Source organism: Mesorhizobium sp. M7A.F.Ca.CA.001.08.2.1 (assembly GCF_003998455.1).
Taxonomy (GTDB): domain Bacteria; phylum Pseudomonadota; class Alphaproteobacteria; order Rhizobiales; family Rhizobiaceae; genus Mesorhizobium; species Mesorhizobium ciceri.
The window spans coordinates 1-3,667 of the sequence record NZ_RZPW01000643.1; the positions used below are offsets into that span (position 1 = coordinate 1).

The following is a 3,667-nucleotide window of genomic DNA, read 5'->3' on the forward strand; positions in this document are numbered from 1 at the left end:
GGCGTTCCCTGAGGGGGCAGCGGAAGCGGTGGCCGTTGCCGGCGCGGTGCCAGCGGCCGGCGCGGCACCGGTCGCTGGTGCAGCGGTTGGCGCGGGTGCCGGGAAATCGGGACCGGTAACGCCGCCACGGATGACCATCGGGCCTGGCTGGAAGCCGTGTCCGGTCGCGGGCTTGTCCGGGATCGCCGCTACCTTTTCATCGGTGACGTCGGGCGGCGCTTCCCCTACTGCCATCACCGACCGCGCATCGCTGGTGTTGACCGCATCGACGGTTCCAGGCTGGTTGGGAGCGCCGATCCTGACGATCGATGGTGTGGAGGATGGCGTGCCTGGAAAAACCAGGGATGATGCCTGGGCTTCGCCGGCCGCAACAGCAAGAATGATACCCAGCAGGATACGCGCAGACACCGATATCGCTCCCCTTTGCCCAGAAGCTGTTCGATAGCAGGCCGGAATTGATGCCGGCTTTCGCGGAAACATAGCATTTTAGGGATTGATAAATCGCCAATGCTCCTGCTCGCCAACAAACGGTTACCCAACAGCCGACTTGCCCAATGGCCGCCATCGTACTACGCACCCCGCATCTGTGAGGTGACGAGAGTGGCTGAAATACTTGGCTCGGGCGAGGCGCTGGAGCGGGCGCTGGCGCTGCTCAGGGAGGGCGATGTCGTCGCCATCCCGACGGAAACCGTCTACGGGCTGGCCGGCGACGCGACCAACGGCATCGGCGTCGCGCGCATCTTCGAAGCCAAGGGGCGGCCGCGCTTCAACCCGCTGATCGCCCATGTCGCCGACATGGCGATGGCCGAGCGCCTCGCGCTGTTCGATCCGCTGTCGAAGAAACTCGCGCGCGCGTTCTGGCCCGGTCCGCTGACGCTGGTGCTGCCGCAACGGCCCGGCAACGGCATCCATCCGCTGGTCACCGCCGGGCTCGATACAATCGCCTTGCGCATGCCGAGGGGCTTTGGCGGCGATCTGATCGCCAGGCTCGGCCGCCCGCTTGCCGCGCCCAGCGCCAATTCATCCGGCAGGATCAGCGCAACGACCGCGCAAGCGGTGGCAGCCGATCTCGGTGCGCGGATAAAGCTGGTGGTCGATGGCGGCGCGACCCCGGTCGGGCTGGAATCGACGATTCTCAAGGCCGAGGGGGAAAGAATGCGGCTGCTGAGGCCCGGCGGCATCGCCGCCGAGGAGATCGAGGCGGCCATCGGCATGGAATTGTTGCGCGGCGGCACCGCCAGTATCGAGGCGCCGGGCATGCTTGCCTCGCACTATGCGCCAAGTGCCGCGATGCGGCTCAATGCCGGCACGGTCGGCGAGGGCGAGGCTTTGCTCGGCTTCGGCGGCCAGAGGGCACAAGGCTGGCACCGCGCCGAAGCCTTCCTCAATTTGTCCGAAACCGGTGACCTGCGCGAAGCGGCGAGCAATCTGTTCGCCTATATGCAGGCACTCGACCGCAGCGGCGCGCGCACCATCGCCGTCGAGCCTATTCCCTGTGACGGGCTCGGCGAAGCGATCAACGATCGGCTGTCGCGTGCAGCCGCCCCTCGTGACATCACGCAACCCGCAACATAGTTTCCCCTATGATCGAAATCACAGAGACACTCGATCCCGCCCTCATAGATCGCTTCGCTGCGATCGTCGGCGACAAATATGCGCTGCGTGATCAGCAGGACATCGCGCCCTACCTCATTGAGCGACGTGGGCTCTGGCACGGCGCGACATCGCTGGTGCTGCGGCCGGGCAGCGTCGAGGAGGTCAGCCGGATCATGCGGCTGGCGACCGAGACGGGATCGCCGATCGTGCCGCAAAGCGGCAACACCGGGCTGGTCGGCGCGCAGGTGCCGGACAGGTCCGGGCGCGAAATCGTCCTGTCGCTGTCGCGCCTTAACCGTATCCGCGAGATCGATGTCCTGTCCAACACGGTGACGGTCGAGGCCGGTGTCATCCTGCAGACGCTGCAGGAGGCAGCCGACGCCGCCGACCGGCTGTTCCCGCTGTCGCTGGCCGCGCAAGGCTCCTGCCAGATCGGGGGCAATCTTTCCTCCAATGCCGGCGGCACCGGCGTGCTTGCCTACGGCAATGCGCGTGAACTTTGCCTCGGTGTCGAGGTGGTGCTGCCGACCGGCGAGGTGTTCGACGACCTGCGCAAGCTGAAGAAGGACAACACCGGCTACGATCTAAAAAACCTGTTCGTCGGCGCCGAAGGCACGCTCGGCGTCATCACCGCCGCCGTGCTGAAGCTGTTCCCGAAGCCGAAGGGGCGCGAAGTCGCCTTCGTCGGCCTGTCGTCGCCCGAGGCGGCACTTTCGCTGTTCGGCCTGGCCATGGACCGTGCCGGGGCAGCACTCACCGCTTTCGAACTGATCGGCAGGCGGCCATATGATTTCACCCTGGCGCATGCCCAGGGTGTGGTGCGGCCGCTGATCGAGGACTGGCCGTGGTACGTGCTGATGCAGATTTCATCAGGCCGTTCGTCGGAAGATTCGAGAGCGTTGATCGAGGATGTGCTGTCGGCTGGCCTCGAACAGGAATTCGTCGGCGACGCCGTCATTGCCGCGAGTCTCGCGCAGGGCGATGCCTTCTGGAATTTCCGTGAGTTGCTGCCCGAGGCGCAGAAACCGGAGGGCGCCTCGATCAAGCACGACATTTCGGTGCCTATTGCCTCGATCCCGCGTTTCATCGAAGAAGCCGCCGGCGCGGTGGCGTCGGTGAGCGCCGGCGCGCGCGTGGTCTGCTTCGGCCATATGGGCGACGGCAATCTCCACTACAACATTTCCCGGCCCGTCGACGGCGACGATGAGGCGTTCCTCGCTCTCTATCACCCCATGAACAAGGCGGTGCACGATGTGGTGCGCAGCCTGCACGGTTCGATCTCGGCCGAGCATGGCATCGGCCAGTTGAAGCGCGACGAACTGATCGCCACCGCGCCGCCGATGGCGATCGATCTGATGCGAAGGGTGAAGACCGCTTTCGACCCGGCCGGCATCATGAATCCGGGTAAGGTTATCTGATCCTTTCGACATCTTGTGGCTGGTGGGATTCCGATAACCATCCCTGAGATCAGCAAAATTTAACCGACTTTCTTAAGCGGGGCGGTAAGGAGCCCGCGCTACTGTCTCCATACAAACGAGGCTGGAAAAACCGGCCCGGAGAGAACCGGACACCGGCTCTCAGGAGACAGACAGGAAGGCCACTCTATGAACACCGGACTGAAGCCAGTCTGGGCGGGACGCAACATGCGTCTCGACCCATTCCGCCTGCCGCAAGTGGTGAGCTACGCGACTCGCGACGACTACGGCGATGTAACCTTCACCATCGACCAGCGCGGCGCCGTGATCCGCCGCTTGCTCGAGATGAGCGGCCTGCCCGCGATCATCGTTCTGCCCTCCAATGCGTTCCGCGGCGTTGCCGCCCGCGCCATGGAGGATCCGGACGGCAATGTCACGGTGACCCTGGAACTCCTGCACAACGACCCGATGCTGTCGGTGCCGCTGCTGGTGGCCGACGATCTCGACGATGTCGCCGCCGACTGGCGCGCCTGGGCCGACGCTTACCGCCTGCCGATGCTGCTCATCGAATCGGACGGCGTTGCCCGCACCCTGGAAGAATCACTCGGCGCCGCCATCAAGACGCTGCCGCCGCAGGATCGGCGCAAGGGGCGGAT

Annotated in this window: 4 protein-coding genes; 3 read left to right on the top strand and 1 reads right to left on the bottom strand. The window is 65.1% G+C overall.

Annotation, left to right across the window (positions count from 1 at the left end; all coding sequences use genetic code 11):
- A partial coding sequence (locus EN914_RS28110) for a hypothetical protein (protein ID WP_127389402.1) occupies positions 1-408 on the bottom strand: 408 nt, incomplete at its 3' end.
- Between the two features lie 192 nt (positions 409-600).
- Here EN914_RS28110 and EN914_RS28115 point away from each other — a divergent pair.
- The 3 genes from EN914_RS28115 to EN914_RS28125 form a co-directional block, all read left to right on the top strand.
- Complete coding sequence (locus EN914_RS28115; RefSeq protein WP_024502650.1) at positions 601-1,575, top strand: L-threonylcarbamoyladenylate synthase; 975 nt, start codon at positions 601-603, stop codon at positions 1,573-1,575.
- 8 nt (positions 1,576-1,583) lie between these two features.
- A complete protein-coding gene (locus EN914_RS28120; protein WP_024502651.1) occupies positions 1,584-3,014 on the top strand; it encodes an FAD-binding oxidoreductase in 1,431 nt (476 codons plus the stop codon).
- 186 nt (positions 3,015-3,200) lie between these two features.
- Positions 3,201-3,667 (top strand): DUF6101 family protein (locus tag EN914_RS28125; RefSeq protein WP_127389403.1); only part of this gene is annotated, 467 nt, incomplete at its 3' end.